General features: G+C 54.9%; 13 protein-coding genes. 3 read left to right on the top strand and 10 right to left on the bottom strand.

Annotated features, from left to right (window positions below):
- Window position 1: 1 nt before the first annotated feature.
- Both RAC90_RS01565 and cutC read right to left on the bottom strand, forming a co-directional pair.
- On the bottom strand, window positions 2–847 hold the full coding sequence (locus tag RAC90_RS01565; RefSeq protein WP_058701778.1) for a hypothetical protein: 846 nt from the start codon (window positions 845–847) through the stop codon (window positions 2–4).
- Window positions 848–1090: 243 nt separating this feature from the next.
- Entirely contained in the window at window positions 1091–1843 is a 753-nt protein-coding gene (gene cutC, locus RAC90_RS01560; protein ID WP_033741990.1) for a copper homeostasis protein CutC, read from the bottom strand.
- Between the two features lie 86 nt (window positions 1844–1929).
- Here cutC and RAC90_RS01555 point away from each other — a divergent pair, with 86 nt between their 5' ends.
- A complete protein-coding gene (locus tag RAC90_RS01555; protein WP_039343170.1) occupies window positions 1930–3072 on the top strand; it encodes a MalY/PatB family protein in 1143 nt (380 codons plus the stop codon).
- On the opposite strand, the gene RAC90_RS01550 is transcribed toward RAC90_RS01555, so the two are convergent.
- Complete coding sequence (locus RAC90_RS01550; protein ID WP_375123862.1) at window positions 3069–3629, bottom strand: VOC family protein; 561 nt, start codon at window positions 3627–3629, stop codon at window positions 3069–3071. The genes RAC90_RS01555 and RAC90_RS01550 overlap by 4 nt on opposite strands.
- Window positions 3630–4259: 630 nt before the next feature.
- Here RAC90_RS01550 and argS point away from each other — a divergent pair.
- Window positions 4260–5990, top strand: coding sequence for an arginine--tRNA ligase (gene argS, locus RAC90_RS01545; RefSeq protein ID WP_375123861.1), 1731 nt, complete (start codon window positions 4260–4262; stop codon window positions 5988–5990).
- A gap of 322 nt (window positions 5991–6312) precedes the next feature.
- Window positions 6313–7008, top strand: coding sequence for an aquaporin Z (gene aqpZ / locus RAC90_RS01540; protein ID WP_185199559.1), 696 nt, complete (start codon window positions 6313–6315; stop codon window positions 7006–7008).
- A gap of 98 nt (window positions 7009–7106) precedes the next feature.
- Here aqpZ and RAC90_RS01535 read toward each other — a convergent pair whose 3' ends face one another.
- The 7 genes from RAC90_RS01535 to cheR form a co-directional block, all read right to left on the bottom strand.
- Window positions 7107–7499, bottom strand: coding sequence for a flagellar protein FlhE (locus RAC90_RS01535; protein ID WP_375123860.1), 393 nt, complete (start codon window positions 7497–7499; stop codon window positions 7107–7109).
- Window positions 7496–9589 (bottom strand): flagellar biosynthesis protein FlhA, encoded by a 2094-nt coding sequence (gene flhA / locus RAC90_RS01530; RefSeq protein ID WP_033741997.1) that lies wholly within the window; start codon window positions 9587–9589, stop codon window positions 7496–7498. The genes RAC90_RS01535 and flhA overlap by 4 nt, the downstream gene beginning before the upstream one ends.
- Entirely contained in the window at window positions 9582–10733 is a 1152-nt protein-coding gene (flhB, locus tag RAC90_RS01525) for a flagellar biosynthesis protein FlhB (RefSeq protein ID WP_162285809.1), read from the bottom strand. Before flhB ends, flhA begins: the two co-directional genes overlap by 8 nt.
- 190 nt (window positions 10734–10923) lie before the next feature.
- On the bottom strand, window positions 10924–11565 hold the full coding sequence (gene cheZ, locus RAC90_RS01520) for a protein phosphatase CheZ (RefSeq protein WP_006120247.1): 642 nt from the start codon (window positions 11563–11565) through the stop codon (window positions 10924–10926).
- A gap of 9 nt (window positions 11566–11574) precedes the next feature.
- Window positions 11575–11964, bottom strand: coding sequence for a chemotaxis response regulator CheY (cheY, locus tag RAC90_RS01515; protein WP_006120246.1), 390 nt, complete (start codon window positions 11962–11964; stop codon window positions 11575–11577).
- A gap of 39 nt (window positions 11965–12003) precedes the next feature.
- Window positions 12004–13053: a chemotaxis response regulator protein-glutamate methylesterase gene (locus RAC90_RS01510; protein ID WP_006120245.1), complete on the bottom strand. Its 1050-nt coding sequence runs from the start codon at window positions 13051–13053 to the stop codon at window positions 12004–12006.
- Window positions 13053–13925: a protein-glutamate O-methyltransferase CheR gene (gene cheR / locus RAC90_RS01505; RefSeq protein ID WP_006120244.1), complete on the bottom strand. Its 873-nt coding sequence runs from the start codon at window positions 13923–13925 to the stop codon at window positions 13053–13055. The genes RAC90_RS01510 and cheR overlap by 1 nt, the downstream gene beginning before the upstream one ends.
- Between the last annotated feature and the right edge of the window lie 34 nt (window positions 13926–13959).

Here is a 13959-nt window from a genome sequence, read left to right as displayed (position 1 = left end):
GCTATTCCGTCGCCTCAGTGGGTTTGTCCCAGTACTGATACTTATAAACCGCACTGAGGTGACGCTGCACCGTGCCTTTCTCAAAAACTTCGGTTTCATTCAGGTAACTCAGGGTGCAGTTGCCCTTGTCATCCCAGAACTGGCATTCATCCACGGTACGCAGAGTGCTGACGTCGGTTGATGCCGTGCCGTTGAGGCGCAGCTCCCGCCCTTTATCGTCATAGGTATAGGTGTCTTTTCGCCGGGCAGAGGTGGTGCGGGTGACGAGGCCCTGCGGACTCCACGCGTAACGGTATTCCCCGTTGCTGACGGGATCGGTTCCGCGCGCAATGCTTTTCAGCAAACGATAGTGTTTATCGTAGCGGTACGTGGTGTCCGTGAATCCCGATTTGCCCATGCTGATGAATTTGTCTGAAGCGCTGATAATATTGCCGTTTTTTCCCTTGTGCCAGTTGATGGTGCCTTGTCGGTTATCCACCACCACTTCCTTTCCCTGTTTCAGCACTTTTACCAGATACGCATATTCGGCAACCCAACCTTCCTGCACACGCACCAGATGTTGTTCCATGCTCAGAATGACGTTACGCTCATTTTTGTCATAACTGATATCCGCCACCAGCAGGTCGCCACAGGGATCAAACTGCCCCAGCACCCGCTTTTGCGAATTGACGTCTTTGCCAAACTCCCCTGCGACAACCTGACGTACCGCCCCTTTCGCACTGCCGCCCAGCAGAATCCAGTTATTACTGTCAGAGACCGCTTTACTGTTTGATTTGCACGCGGCAAAGGTTAAGGGCGCATGGCATCCCATCACGGTGAGAACAGCGGAAAGCAGAATGCATCGCATGGCAGGGCCTCTGACATCAATGTCGATTAGGGTTAAGCTGATGACCCGCAACCGGGGAACAGAACAGGGAAAGCAAAGCCGCGTTGACGGCAAACGGCGACACAGAATGCACGCAATGCGTTGTTTCATCATCCACTATAGCGGAATACCGGACAAAAAATACCCCAGCAAATGTGCTGGGGTTTGGTACTTGCAAACATCACGTCATCAATCGGCGTGCTGCGCGGCAAAACTGGTTATGAGTCAGGCCACCCGGGCGGTATTCATTTGCATGACACTTTTCATTGCCTCTACAACATCACCATCGACGCAGTAACGGCTGAACTCATCAATTTCGGCTTCGGAACACATGGAAACACCCGCTTTGCGGTAACGCATCGGTGATGCCACCAGGTGGCTTGCCGAGCTGTGTACCTCACGAATATCTGCATCAAGAAACTTTTGCAGGTTACTTAAACGAACGCCAGCACCTGCCATAATGATAGGACCGCTGCTGTATTCATTAAGTTCCCTCAATAATGCAATTCCGTTTTCCGCACTCTGCTGCTGCCCGGAAGTGAGGATACGTTTCACGCCAAAATCGGTTAAAACATCGAGCGAACGTTTTGGCCGGTGGCAGAGATCGAAGGCGCGATGGAAGGTCACCGCCATGCCGTCGCACAGCGCCATGATCTGCCGCATCTGCCCCACATGAATATGGGCATCTTCATCCAGCATCCCTAACACTACGCCCGGAAAGCCCAGTTCGCGAATCCGCGCGACATCCGATTTCATTGCCTCGAACTCCCGGCTGGAATAGCAAAAATCTCCGCCGCGCGGGCGGACAATAGGATGCACCGGAACAGAAATGTCACGACGGGCGACTTCCAGCATGCCAGCAGAAGGTGTCAGGCCGCCTTCACGCGGTGCCGCACAGAGTTCAATTCGATCGGCCCCCGCCTGTTGAGCGGTTAAGGCACAATCCACCCCATAGCAACAAATTTCCAGTGTGGTCATTCTCTTCTCCTTTACATGACGTCCTGTTCACGCCAAATTCGTCAGGTATGCTTATCCCTTAGAACAGTTTACGTGGAAAACTAACTATGACATTCAATTTTGACCAACGGATAGACCGCCGTCACAGTGATAGCCTTAAATGGCACAAATATGCGGGCCAGGATATTCTGCCGTTGTGGGTAGCGGATACGGATTTCCGTTCGCCTGCCCCCATCATTGAGGCCATTAAAGCCCGCGTTGATCATGGTGTTTTCGGCTATGGCGATAAGCCTCAGGGATTTATCGATGCGCTGATTGCCCGCTGTAAATCACGCTATCGCTGGGAAGTTAAACCGGAATGGGTGGTCGTGTTGCCCGGCGTAGTCTGCGGGTTAAATCTGGCCGTGCGGGCGTTTACCGCGCCGCACCAGGGTACCGTCGCGCCGCATCCCATTTATCCCCCTTTCCGTTCAGCCGCGAAGCTGGCTGAACGTGATCAGTTGAATCTGCCTCTGACGTTGCAGGAAGGCCGCTGGGTCATGGATCTCACTGCAGCAGACGGCCACATGCAGGACAAAACGTTGCTGATGCTTTGCAATCCGCAAAATCCTGGCGGCACGGTTTACCGCCGGGAAGAACTTGAAGCGCAGCTGGCCTTTGCGCAGCACCATGATTTAATCGTCTGCTCTGACGAAATTCATTGCGATTTACTGTTAACGCCGGGGCTGCAACATATCCCCTTTGCCTCCCTGAGTGATGATGCGGCCCAACGGAGCATTACGCTGCTTTCGCCATCCAAAACCTTCAATATTGCCGGGCTGGGCGCTTCCGTCGCTGTGATCCCGGATCCTGAACTACGGGCGCGATTCACCGCCGTGCGCCAGGGCATTGTGCCCTCAGTCGATATTCTGGCCCTGGTTGCGGCGGAAGTCGCCTGGCGGGCCTGTGATGACTGGCTTGATGCCCAGCTTGATTATCTGCGCGGCAACCGGGACTGGCTGGTTTCCGAAGTCAATGCGCTGCCCGGCCTCAAAATGACCTCTCCGGAAGGCAGTTATCTGGGCTGGATCGATGCGCGAGAACTCCAGGTTGCCAGCCCGGCGCTGTACTTTGAAAAACACGGGCTTGGCTTCTCGCCGGGGCGCGACTTTGGTGATGACGGCTTTGTACGGATCAATTTCGGCTGTCCCCGCGCCTTGCTGGAAGAAGCCGTCAGACGGCTCAGACGCGCGGTTGAAGCCCGGGGCTAACGCTGTTCACTGGCCACAATCTCGTCCAGTCGCCATGGGTGAAACTTAATCGTGGTTTCCCCATCGGTCACTGCCAGCGTAGGATTCGGCAGACGCTCGTTTTCCCCTTTCGGTGAGCTGGTTTTGAATGAAATACCCGGCTGTGTGAGTGCCTGATCGGACAGCAGCGCCATGGCACGCATGCCCAGTGTTTCAGGCTCGCCTCGTAATACCACCTCAATATGTTCCCAGCGCTCGTGGCGGTAACGTTTTTCACCCGGCCAGGGCAGCTCAACGACGTCTATCGCCCAGCCGGCAATCATTAACGGTTGGTGCAGCTTAAATAAAAATACCGGTCGTCCGTTAATCATCGCCGCCGAGAACTGCTCCCCGAGTTGCAAAAACCCTTTTTGCCAGCGTTCGGCCGTCGCATTCTGATGACACCGCACGGCCACATGATCGGCGTCGAGGTCTGTAGAGTTTAACCCCAGACGCTGTGAAAAATTTTGTAACCGTTCTTCGAAAGCCGCTAAATCGGCCTGTAAATCGTCCAGTTCGGGTGGAAATATCATGCTCACCGTAAGCTGTCTCCTCACTTTTTTATGACCAGGGAATGCTGTAACTCATTGTTACTGAACTATCGTAATGAACAAAAGGGTAAGATTCATCTTATTTGGCTGGCGTTTTACGAGAAAAGCAAAAAATTAACGCTTTTAATTCAGATTAATCTTCTGGTTAGATCCACCTTTTCGTTGACAAAAGTAACTTAAGTTACTGTTTTGTATGGTTATCATTAACACAATAAGATAAGTCTTACTTAACAGTGACATGATTGCAGCCTGCATAGCTTTCTATTAAATTTGCATTAACACTATTATAAGGAAAGTTTTTATGACGATGCTCATCGTAGTTGCCATCTTAATTGCACTGATGGGGTTTGCCCTTGCGCGCCACTGGAAGGTACGTGCAGACAAAAGTGTTAAAAACGCGCGCCGCGCGCGTCGTCGCTAATCTCTGCGGGAAACATCTTCGGCTCTGTTTCCCTGCCTTTATCCCGCTACTGACTCACGCTGACAATTCACGTATACTTTTTCCCTCATTTTTTCCTTTTGCCGGGCCAGGACCTGTGGTCATTGCACCCGGCAGAATCATGACGACAGCCCGCTGCCCAAATAGCGTGCTTTTCTCTGCATATGTAAGGTAACCCGGTGAATATTCAGGCGCTTCTTTCCGCAAAAGTCAGTCAGGCAATGGTGCTGGCTGGTGCTCCCTCCGATTGTGAACCTCAGGTTCGTCAGTCGGCTAAAGTTCAGTTTGGTGATTATCAGGCTAACGGCATCATGGCCGTGGCGAAAAAACTGGGCCAGGCGCCACGACAATTAGCTGAAACCGTGATTCAACATCTGGACCTCACTGGCATTGCCAGCAAAGTGGAGATCGCGGGGCCGGGCTTTATCAACATTTTCCTGGATCGTCAGTGGCTGGCCGACCATGCCCGGCAGGCGCTGAATCATCCGCGCCTTGGCGTGAACCCGGTCGAACCACAGACAATCGTCGTGGACTACTCTGCCCCCAACGTGGCGAAAGAGATGCACGTCGGCCATGTGCGTTCCACCATCATTGGCGACGCCGCGGTGCGCACCCTCGAGTTCCTGGGCCACAACGTGATCCGCGCGAACCATGTGGGCGACTGGGGCACGCAGTTCGGCATGCTGATTGCGTTTCTTGAAAAACAGCAAAATGAAAACCACGCGGAGATGGCGCTGGCGGATTTAGAAGGTTTTTACCGTGAAGCCAAGCGCACTTACGATGAAGATCCTGAGTTTGCAGAGCGTGCGCGCGGCTATGTCGTGAAGTTGCAAGGCGGTGACGACTACTGTCGTCAGATGTGGAAAAAGCTGGTTGATATCACCATGACGCAAAACCAGCATATCTACAACCGTCTGAACGTCACCCTGACGCGTGATGATGTGATGGGTGAGAGCCTCTATAACGACATGCTGCCGGAAATTGTGGCCGATCTGAAAGCCAAAGGTCTGGCCGTCGAGAGTGAAGGCGCCACCGTGGTATACCTGGAAGAATTCCAGAACAAAGAAGGTGAGCCGATGGGCGTGATCATCCAGAAAAAGGATGGCGGCTATCTTTACACCACCACCGATATTGCCTGTGCCAGGTATCGCTATGAAACCCTGCATGCGGACCGCGTAATTTACTACATCGACTCACGTCAGCATCAGCATTTACAGCAGGCGTGGACCATTGTCCGTAAAGCCGGCTATGTGCCTGCGTCCGTTCCACTTGAACATCATGCGTTCGGTATGATGTTGGGCAAAGATGGCCGTCCGTTTAAAACCCGCAGCGGCGGCACCATCAAGCTGTCAGATTTGCTGGATGAAGCCTATGAACGCGCGTACACGCTGGTACGCGAGAAAAACCCGGACATGACGGAAGAGGAAGTCAGCACGCTTGCGGAAGTCGTCGGCATCAGCGCCGTGAAATATGCCGATCTGTCAAAAAGCCGCACCACTGATTACATTTTTGACTGGGATAATATGCTGGCGTTTGAGGGCAATACGGCGCCTTACATGCAATATGCTTATACGCGCGTGCTGTCCGTGTTCCGCAAAGCCGGTATCGACGCCGATGCGATTCAGGCAGAAATCGTGCTGACGGATGACCGTGAAGCCCTGCTGGCAACGCGTTTGCTGCAGTTTGAAGAGGTCATTACGCAGGTGGCACGCGATGGCACACCGCATGTGATGTGTGCCTATTTGTACGATCTGGCGGGCCTGTTCTCCGGTTTCTACGAGCACTGTCCGATTCTGGCCGCAGAGGACGACGTGACGCGCCTGAGCCGTTTACAGATTGCGGCACTGACCGCAAAAACCCTGAAACTGGGCCTGGATACGCTGGGCATCAAAACGGTCGATCGCATGTAATCTGTTAAGGCGCTGAGAGCTGACTGTTCTCAGCGCCTGCCTCAACCTCGCCCTTCCCGCTCTGCCCGTCACCCGCACAATTTTCCTTCGTGTAGCGTCATCTTTGCCATTGCCCTCCCTGTCTCCACGATACAAAGACGTTAATTCGTATTTCAGCACCAGAGATGATCGCAGCACGCGCCGTGCAAACCCGCTCAGGCAACCCTGATGTCGTGTATATCAAGGTCCTGTCGGGACAAGATTCTTTTCTTATTCCCGCGCTCTACTATAAACCCGCGTTTTATCAGGTTTAACGTGTTAACGAGAAAGGAAGAATAAGTTGATGTTAAGAAAAGCGTTTGCCGAGCTGTTCGGCACCTTCTGGCTGGTATTCGGAGGCTGCGGCAGCGCCCTGCTCGCCGCGAATTTTCCCCAAACCGGGATTGGGTTTGTGGGCGTGTCTCTGGCATTTGGCCTCGCCGTACTGACAATGGCCTTTGCGGTAGGCCACATTTCGGGCGGTCACTTTAATCCCGCCGTCACCCTGGGCTTATGGGCCGGTGGCCGCATCGACAGCAAGACCATCTTGCCCTACATCGTGGCACAGATGGCTGGCGGTATTGCGGCGGCGGGCGTGCTGTATCTGATCGTCAGTGGTCAGGCTGACTTTACGATGGCAGATAAGGGTTTCGCTGCCAACGGCTTTGCGGCGCACTCGCCAGGCGGCTATTCCCTCTGCGCGGCCGTCATCACTGAACTCGTACTCAGCGCGTTCTTCCTGATGGTTATTCAGGGTGCGACGGATAAACGCGCGCCGGCGGGTTTCGCTCCCATTGCGATTGGTCTGGCATTAACGCTCATTCACTTAATCAGTATCCCGGTAACCAATACCTCGGTGAATCCGGCACGCAGTACCGCGATGGCTGTTTTTCAGGGAGGCTGGGCGTTACAGCAACTGTGGGTTTTCTGGCTGGTACCGATAGCGGGTGGCGTTGCGGGGGGATGGCTTTACCGCTTTCTGCTGCAAAAAGACGCGTAGCCTGAACCGCGTTATGACATCGGGAGTGATCGGGCAGACCGACAGCATCAGTCTCTTGATGATGCTTGTCAGTCTGCCATGAACAGGGCGAAAAAGGCTTAGTGGTAGTTGACCGTCACCGCTGTGCTGACGACCTTCAGCCCCGGCGGCAAACTTCCGCCACCGGCGAAGCCAAACACCATATGTAACGTTTCACCGGCGGCGACCTCAGCCAGACCGCGTGTGCTGCCGCTGGCACCGTCCAGTTCGGTACAACGCTGTTCTGCACAGAGCCGGACCTGTAAACCGGAAGGCACCGGTTGGGTAAACTGATAACGCCAGTTCACCACGGTGATCGCCCCACTGACCTGACCTGGCGGGGTCAGCGGCTGCGACGACTGCCAGTTTCCCCGATTCGCCATCAGTGGACCCGCCGCGCTGGCGCTCCAGGCACCGTCAGCGGCCTGAGCAAACAGCGGAAGCAGCAGCGAAAACAGCATTAGCGATCTCATTGTTTGCCACCGATGGTTGCGGTCATGCGAATCTGACGGTTATCGCTTAATTCCATATTGGACAGCACCACCAGCTGCGGCATGTTACGGCGCAGGAAGCGTGCCAGTAAGGCGCGTAACGGATGATTGACCAGCAGGACAGGCGGCGCGCCCATCATTTCCTGCCGTTGCAGGGCCTCCTGCGTCTGGGCTAACAGCCGATCGGCCAGGCCTGGCTCAAGTCCGCCACCGCCCTGCAAGGCCTGCAGCAACAGGCGCTCCAGTGTCGCATCCAGGCCAATCACCTGCACTTCACCCGTGCCCGGGAACCACTGCTGCGTAATCGCTCTGCCCAGCGCCACGCGCACCACGCTGGTGAGTTCCTGCGGATCGCTTTGAACCGGCGCATGCTCTGCCAGGGTTTCAATAATGGTGCGCATATCACGAATCGAAACGCGCTCAACCAGCAGGTTCTGGAGGACTTTGTGCAGCGTTGTCAGCGTAATCACGCCAGGCACTAAATCTTCGGTCAGTTTCGGCATCTCTGAGGAGACGCGGTCCAGCAGTTGCTGCGCTTCCTGACGGCCAAACAACTCACTGGCGTACTGGCCAATCAGATGATTAAGGTGCGTCGCCACAACGGTACTGGCTTCTACTACGGTAAAGCCCTGAATCTGGGCCTGCTCTTTGAGCGCACCGTCAATCCACACCGCCGCCAGGCCAAAGGCAGGATCGACGGTTGCTTCACCCGGCAAGGTACCCGCGGCTGTGCCGGGGTTAATCGCCATCCAGCGTCCTGGATAGGCATCACCGCTGCCGATCTCCACGCCTTTCATTAAAATGCGGTAGCGCGCGGGTGGCAATTCCATGTTGTCACGGATATGCACCACCGGCGGCAGAAAGCCGACATCCTGCGCCACTTTTTTACGGATACTGCGGATACGACCAAGCAACTCACCGTTCTGGTTGTGATCGACCATCGGAATCAGGCGGTAACCCACTTCCATGCCCAGCGTGTCTTCAAGCTGCACATCAGTCCAGGAGGCTTCGGCAGAGGCAGGCGTTTCCATGGATTTTGCGATGCTGCTCGGCGATTCGACATTCTTCTTCGGCTGCATCTCGCGGCCACGTAACCACCACGCCAGCCCCAGTAAGGCCGCCGTAAACAGCAGGAACACAAAGTTAGGCATGCCAGGCACAAGCCCCAGCAAACCGATTACGCCGGCACTCAGCATGAGGACGCGCGGATCTTTGAACAGTTGCCCGACCATCTGCTCGCCGACGTCCTGGTCGGTTGCCACGCGCGTCACGATAACACCCGCCGCGGTAGAGATGACCAGCGCAGGGATCTGTGCGACCAGACCGTCACCGATGGTTAACAGCGTATAGGTTTCTGCCGCGTGGCCCGCATCCATACCATGCTGAACGATCCCCACCAGTAAACCACCGATCACGTTAATGACCATGATCAAAATACCGGCGATGGCATCCCCGCGTACAAACTTACTGGCACCGTCCATCGAACCGTAAAAGTCCGCCTCCTGAGTCACTTCGGCGCGACGACGCTTCGCTTCATCTTCGCCAATCAGACCCGCATTCAGGTCGGCGTCGATAGCCATCTGCTTACCCGGCATCCCGTCAAGCACAAAGCGCGCACCCACTTCGGCGATACGGCCCGCACCTTTGGTGATAACCATAAAGTTGATGATCACCAGGATGATAAACACCACGATCCCGATGGCGAAGTTTCCGCCAACCAGGAAGTGGCCAAAGGCTTCCACCACCCGTCCCGCCGCCGCGGCACCGGTATGCCCTTCCAGCAAAATAATACGCGTAGAGGCTACGTTCAGCGACAGGCGCAGCAGGGTCGAAAACAGCAGAATGGTGGGAAAGGCCGCAAACTCCAGCGTGCGCTGGGTAAACATGGCGACCAGCAGCACCATAATCGACAAGGCAATGTTAAAGGTAAACAGCAGATCAAGGATAAACGGCGGTAAGGGCAGAACCATCATCGACAAAATCATGATGATCAGCACCGGACCCGCAAGGACCTGCCATTGCATGTCTTTGAAGTTGCCTGGAAGGCGTAGTTTAGCGGCCAGATTAGCCATCGTTTTTGCTCTCTCCTGCAAAGTCCATCTCTGCCGGGACCGGCAGGTCTTTAGGTTTTACGGGCACCAGGCCACCTTCGCGCTTCCAGCGGCGAAGCTGCCAGACCCAGGCCAACACTTCCGCGACGGCCGCATAAAGGGCGCCAGGAATGTGTTGCCCGATTTCGGTATGACGGTATAACGCACGCGCCAGCGGCGGTGCTTCAAGAACCGGAATGCGGTGTTCTGCGCCCAGTTCACGAATGCGTAAGGCGATCTCGCCAGCGCCTTTGGCAATAACCTTGGGCGCACTCATTTTCTTCTCGTTATATTGCAGCGCAACCGAATAGTGTGTTGGGTTGGTAACGATCACGTCGGCCCTGGGCACATCGGCCATCATGCGACGACGGGCTGCCGCGCGCATCTGCTGACGAATGCGCCCTTTCACGTGCGGGTCACCTTCCTGCTGCTTGTGCTCATCGCGAATTTCCTGACGTGACATCCGCAATTTTTTAAAGTGGCTGTAAAGCTGCCAGAAAACGTCGTATCCCACCATGGGGATCAGGCCGAGCATGACCAGCGCACAACAGATAGCGATCATGTCCATGCCATGGATCAGGGCTGTGGTCGGCGACTCGGCAATCAGCCGAAGCATATCGGGCCAGTGCGTCCAGATGTACCAGCCTGCCACGCAGCCCACCAGAATGGTTTTCAGAATGCCTTTAAACAGCTCCGTCCAGGCCTGCGCGGCGAACATGCGTTTGAAGCCTGGCAACGGGTTCAGCTTGCTAAAATCCACTTTGATGGATTTGCCGCTGATGACCACGCCGCCCAGCAGCATCGGTGAGGCAATGGCCACCAGAACCAGCCCGCCCAGAAGCGGCAGAAGCGCGGCAATGGCCTGCATGATCAGATTACCGACGTGGGCGATGATAATTTTGTCATCGGTCACCATGCCGTGGTCGAAACTGAGTCCGGTTGACACCATTGCCGCCAGTCGATGGGCCATTGCCGTCCCGCCAACCCATAAAATCATGATGCCTGCCAACAGCATCAATAGTGAGGTTAACTCACGCGAACGCGGAATCTGGCCCTCTTCACGCGCTTTTTCAAGTCGGTGGGCCGTGGGCGATTCTGTTTTGTCCTCATCACTGTTTTCTGACACCACAAACCTCGGTTGGCAGGAATTCTGAGCATAGAATGCCAAATTTGAGTTTGGTTAAAGCGTGGATAAAACGTGAAAAACACATGCTCTTTCACGGATAGCAAAAGAGAAAAGCGGAGTGGCCCGCGGTGAGCAGGCCACTTTTCAGAAGGGACCATCGCAACGTCGCGATGGCGAGACAGCCAGGTGATTAGAAACCGAGGCTGTCCAGCAGGTCATCCACCTGATCCTGGTTCGCAACAATGCCAGGGGCGGCAGCGTTAACCTGAGGACCGTTAAGCAGCGTAGTGCCAACCTGACGTTTTTCGGCGCTCACTTCTGGCATGTTTTCCAGCAGCACCATCAACAGCTGGCGCTCGATCTCCTGAATCACATCCATCATGCGTTTGATCACCTGACCGGTGAGGTCCTGGAAATCCTGCGCCATCATGATGTCGAGCAACTGCTTGTTAGTAAAAGAGGTGTGCTCAGGCACTTCCCCTAAATACTGACGCGTATCCGTCACCAGCTCGCGCGCATCGGCAAGTTCAATAGGATTCTCAAACCATGCATCCCAGCGTCCTTTAAGCGCAATCGCTCCCGCTTCCATTTTGTCCTGGTGCGGTTGCGCTGCTTCGACGCTGTTCAGCGCCCGGTCGGCCGCCTGAGCGGTCTTTTGCACTACATAGTCCAGACGATCACGGGCGTCAGGAATGGCTTCAGCAGCTTCTGCAATGGCCTGATCCAGCCCCAGCTCACGCAAACTATCACGCAGCATGCGTGTCAGTGAACCGATGCGGGAAATGATATCTTGTGCCGCGGCTTGCTCAGCTGATTTCGGAAGGTCGCTCATCACATCTCCTTACATACCCAGTTTTTCAAAAATTTTGCCCAGCTTCTCTTCAAGCGTGGCGGCCGTAAACGGCTTAACGACATAGCCGCTTGCACCCGCCTGAGCGGCAGCAATGATGTTTTCTTTTTTCGCTTCAGCCGTCACCATCAACACAGGCAGACTGGCCATGGCCGCATCTGCGCGAATGGTCTGCAGCAGTTGCAGGCCATCCATGTTAGGCATGTTCCAGTCGGAGATAACGAAATCGAAACCACCTGCCTTGAGTTTGGTTAACGCATCGACGCCGTCTTCCGCTTCTTCTACGTTATTGAAGCCCAGCTCTTTCAGCAGGTTACGGACAATACGACGCATCGTATTGAAGTCGTCCACCACTAAAAAGCGCATATTTTTGTCAGCCATATCTACTCCTGTGTTATCTCGCCCGGCAGGACGGGCCTGTTAAATACGCAATGCCTGTCCGGCGCTAATTTTCGCCAGCATGTGCTGGCTGATGTTGCTTAAATCCACTACTTCGCTCACACCGCCGCTGGCTATCGCCTCGCGTGGCATGCCAAAAACGACACAACTTGCTTCATTTTGCGCGATGGTCCAGGCGCCGGCACGATGCATTTCCAGCATGCCTGCTGCCCCATCGTTACCCATACCGGTCAGGATCACGCCAACGGCATTTCGCCCGGCGTTGATCGCCACGGATTTAAACAACACATCGACTGACGGTTTATGACGGTTAACTGGCGGACCGTCGTTCAGCTTCACGACATAGTTCGCACCACTGCGACCCAGCTCCATGTGCATCGCGCCGGGCGCGATATAAGCATGGCCAGGAAGAATACGCTCACCATCTTCGGCCTCTTTCACCGTAATCTGGCAGAGCTTGTTTAGCCGCTCGGCAAACGAACGTGTAAATCCCGGTGGCATATGTTGCGTAATCAGCAGCGCAGGGCTGGTGGCCGGTAGCGGCTGCAATACGTGGCGGATGGCTTCTGTACCGCCCGTCGATGAACCAATCGCAATCAGCTTTTCACTACTCAGCAGCGGACCGGCTTTCAGCGTGACCGGGGCAGGCATGGTGGTGCGCACATGCAGACGTGCCCGGGCAGCCGCGCGAATTTTATCGCCAATCATCTGGCTGTAAGCCAGCATACCTTCACGAATGCCTAGCTGTGGTTTGGTCACGAAATCCACCGCACCGAGCTCGAGCGCGCGCAGCGTGATTTCTGAACCCTGCCCCGTCAGTGATGACACCATCACGACCGGCATCGGGCGAAGACGCATCAGTTTTTCAAGAAAATCCAGTCCATCCATGCGCGGCATTTCAACATCCAGCGTCAACACCTGCGGATTAAACTGTTTAATTAAATCGCGGGCCACTAATGGATCCGGGGCCGTCGCCACCATTTCCATATCAGGATGACTGTTGATGATTTCTGTCATCAGTTGCCGCATCAGCGCAGAGTCATCTACGCACATCACGGTAATTTTGCTCATCATCTTTCCTTCGTCAGTCCATAAACGGTTTGCCCACGCAGCCAGAACTCTTTACTAATCTGGCTAAAGTTTTCTGAGTGTCCGGCGAACAGGATGCCGCCAGGCTTAAGCAGTGGAACAAAACGACGTAGAATTTTTTCTTGTGTTTCTTTATCGAAATAGATCATTACGTTACGGCAGAAAATGGCATCGAACGGACCCGGCAGGTTCCAGTCGTTGGCCAGCAAATTCAGCTGACTGAAATTCACCATATTCGCCAGTTCGGGGCGCACACGCACCATGCCAGCATGCGGGCCCGTACCCCGTAAAAAGAAACGTTGTAGCTGTGCAGGCGACAGCGTCCGTAATTCTTCCTGGCGGTAAACGCCCGCCACGGCTTTTTCCAGAACCTGGGTATCGATATCACTGGCATGGACCTGGAATTTACCGGGTCCGGTTCCCAGCGTTTCGGCCAGAGTAATCGCGATAGAGTAAGGTTCTTCGCCCGTTGAGGCGGCCGTGCTCCAGACGCTGAAATTGCCCTGACGTTTACGTGCATGTTCCGCCAGGATAGGAAAATGGTGCGCCTCGCGGAAAAAAGCGGTCAGGTTAGTGGTCAGAGCGTTGATAAACGCCTGCCACTCAGCACTGTTAGGATCGTTCTCCAGCAGGGCCAGGTAGCGACCAAAATCATCAATATTCAGCGTGCGCAGACGACGTACCAGACGGTTGTAAACCATCTCGCGCTTATGATCGGCCAGCACGATACCCGCGCGCTGATAGATGAGCTGGCTGATACGGCGAAAATGGGTATCGGAGAGGGGCAGCCGCTGCACCATCTGTGAGAGCAGCGTTGTCGCCTCTGGTTGATCTAATAACGTCGATTTCTTCATCTTTGCACCTGGCCTGAACTACACCTGTTAAACG

It is taken from the genome of Pantoea sp. CS_6, from assembly GCF_041954745.1.
Classification (GTDB): Bacteria; Pseudomonadota; Gammaproteobacteria; order Enterobacterales; family Enterobacteriaceae; genus Pantoea; species Pantoea stewartii.
The sequence above is the reverse complement of the archived record's forward strand: the minus strand, read 5'-3'. Positions and strand labels throughout refer to the sequence as shown.

Excerpts from the sequence above, each read along its gene's own strand:
- cutC (WP_033741990.1), bottom strand. The coding sequence starts at position 1,843 with ATGACCACACTGGAAATTTGTTGCTATGGGGTGGATTGTGCCTTAACC.
- cheR (WP_006120244.1), bottom strand. The coding sequence starts at position 13,925 with ATGAAGAAATCGACGTTATTAGATCAACCAGAGGCGACAACGCTGCTC.
- RAC90_RS01535 (WP_375123860.1), bottom strand. The coding sequence starts at position 7,499 with ATGAGATCGCTAATGCTGTTTTCGCTGCTGCTTCCGCTGTTTGCTCAG.
- cheZ (WP_006120247.1), bottom strand. The coding sequence starts at position 11,565 with ATGAGCGACCTTCCGAAATCAGCTGAGCAAGCCGCGGCACAAGATATC.
- aqpZ (WP_185199559.1), top strand. The coding sequence starts at position 6,313 with ATGTTAAGAAAAGCGTTTGCCGAGCTGTTCGGCACCTTCTGGCTGGTA.
- cheY (WP_006120246.1), bottom strand. The coding sequence starts at position 11,964 with ATGGCTGACAAAAATATGCGCTTTTTAGTGGTGGACGACTTCAATACG.
- RAC90_RS01565 (WP_058701778.1), bottom strand. The coding sequence starts at position 847 with ATGCGATGCATTCTGCTTTCCGCTGTTCTCACCGTGATGGGATGCCAT.
- RAC90_RS01555 (WP_039343170.1), top strand. The coding sequence starts at position 1,930 with ATGACATTCAATTTTGACCAACGGATAGACCGCCGTCACAGTGATAGC.
- RAC90_RS01510 (WP_006120245.1), bottom strand. The coding sequence starts at position 13,053 with ATGAGCAAAATTACCGTGATGTGCGTAGATGACTCTGCGCTGATGCGG.
- flhA (WP_033741997.1), bottom strand. The coding sequence starts at position 9,589 with ATGGCTAATCTGGCCGCTAAACTACGCCTTCCAGGCAACTTCAAAGAC.